Here is a 1,660-nt window from a genome sequence, read left to right as displayed (position 1 = left end):
CCCGCCATGATCGAGGTGACATAGAGACCGGTGATGCGGCTCGGGTCCTCCGGGAAGGTGCGCTTGATGAAATAGGGCATCAGGCTCTGCACGAGGGCGATGCCGCCGCCCGCCAGCACGGCGCTGAACAGCAGCCCCTCTGCGCCGGGCGCGGGGAACCGCAGGGCGCAGGCAATGGCGATCAGCACGACGCCAAGCGAGATTCCAAGCCGTTCGCCAAGGTGGGTGTTTAGCGCCTCCCCCCAGAGGGCGCACAGGCCCATTGCCAGAATGGGGAGGGTGGTGAGCAGTCCCGCCACGGTGCCGGTGATGCCGGTGGTGGCCTGAATGGCATCGAGCAGCGGGCTGATGCCGGCCAGCGCCGGACGCAGGTTCAGCGCCAGCAGCACGATGGCTGCAAGCGCGATGATACGACCCTGAACCGTGGTCCCGAAGGATTTGGACACGTCCCACATACTCCTGATGACGCAACTGGCGTGTTTCGGGCCGTTCGCCCGTCCTGCCTGCCCCAGCGGATTAAACAAACCCTTGCGAGCTGGCAAATGCGGAAGGCCGGTGCGCTCCGGTGCAGCGCGAAACGAACGGCCGGCTACCGGGTGCGGGGGTTTTGGAGCTTTGGCCCACCGGCTTTCGTGTCCCGGTAGTTGCATGGCTTTCGCAGGCCGAGTAAGACCGCAGAACTCTTTGTCACGGAAGACACATCCATGCGCCTGTCACGCTATTTCCTCCCCGTTCTTAAAGAAGATCCGTCCGAGGCCCAGATCGTCTCGCACAAGCTGATGCTGCGCGCCGGCATGATCCGCCAGCAGGCCGCCGGTATCTACGTGTGGCTGCCGCTGGGCCTGAAAGTGCTGCGCAACATCGAGAAGATCGTGCGCGAGGAGCAGGACCGGGCCGGGGCCATCGAGGTGCTGATGCCGGTGATCCAGTCTGCGGACCTGTGGCGCGAATCCGGCCGTTACGATGCGTACGGCCCGGAGATGCTGCGCTTCAAGGATCGCCATGACCGTGAGATCCTGTTCGGCCCGACCAACGAGGAAATGATCACGGCGGTGTTCCGCGACAACGCCAAGAGCTATCGCGACCTGCCGAAGACGCTGTACCACATTCAGTGGAAGTTCCGCGACGAGACCCGCCCGCGCTTCGGCGTGATGCGCGGCCGCGAGTTCCTGATGAAGGACGCCTACTCGTTCGATCTGGACGCCGAGAGCGCCAAGCGCTCCTATGATGCCATGTTCGTGGCCTACCTGCGCACCTTCGCCCGCCTGGGCCTGAAGGCGATCCCCATGCGGGCCGATACCGGCCCCATCGGCGGCAACCTGAGCCACGAGTTCATCATCCTGGCCTCGACGGGCGAGAGCGAGGTGTTCTGCCACGCCGATTATCTCGACTACGACATCCCGGCCTACAATACGGATTTCGACAGCGTCTCCGGCCTCCAGGGGATTGTCGACCGGTGGACCTCCCTCTATGCCGCCACGTCCGAGATGCACGATGCCGCCGCCTTCGAGGCGATCCCGAGCGACAAGAAGATGTCCGCCCGCGGCATCGAGGTCGGCCACATCTTCTATTTCGGCACCAAGTATTCCGAGCCCATGGGGGCGAGGGTGATGGGGCCGGACGGGCAGGAGCGGGATGTGCATATGGGCTCCTATGGCAT

2 protein-coding genes are annotated in these 1,660 nt (G+C 64.3%); one reads left to right on the top strand and one right to left on the bottom strand.

The window, feature by feature from the left end; translation table 11 throughout:
• A partial coding sequence (locus VIG90_RS04505; protein ID WP_331592259.1) for an MFS transporter occupies positions 1–446 on the bottom strand: 446 nt, incomplete at its 3' end.
• 258 nt (positions 447–704) lie between these two features.
• Between VIG90_RS04505 and proS the strand changes: the two genes are divergently transcribed.
• A partial coding sequence (proS, locus tag VIG90_RS04500) for a proline--tRNA ligase (protein ID WP_331592258.1) occupies positions 705–1,660 on the top strand: 956 nt, incomplete at its 3' end.

This window comes from Pedomonas sp., from assembly GCF_036515995.1.
GTDB lineage: Bacteria > Pseudomonadota > Alphaproteobacteria > Sphingomonadales > Sphingomonadaceae > Pedomonas.
The sequence above is the reverse complement of the archived record's forward strand: the minus strand, read 5'-3'. Positions and strand labels throughout refer to the sequence as shown.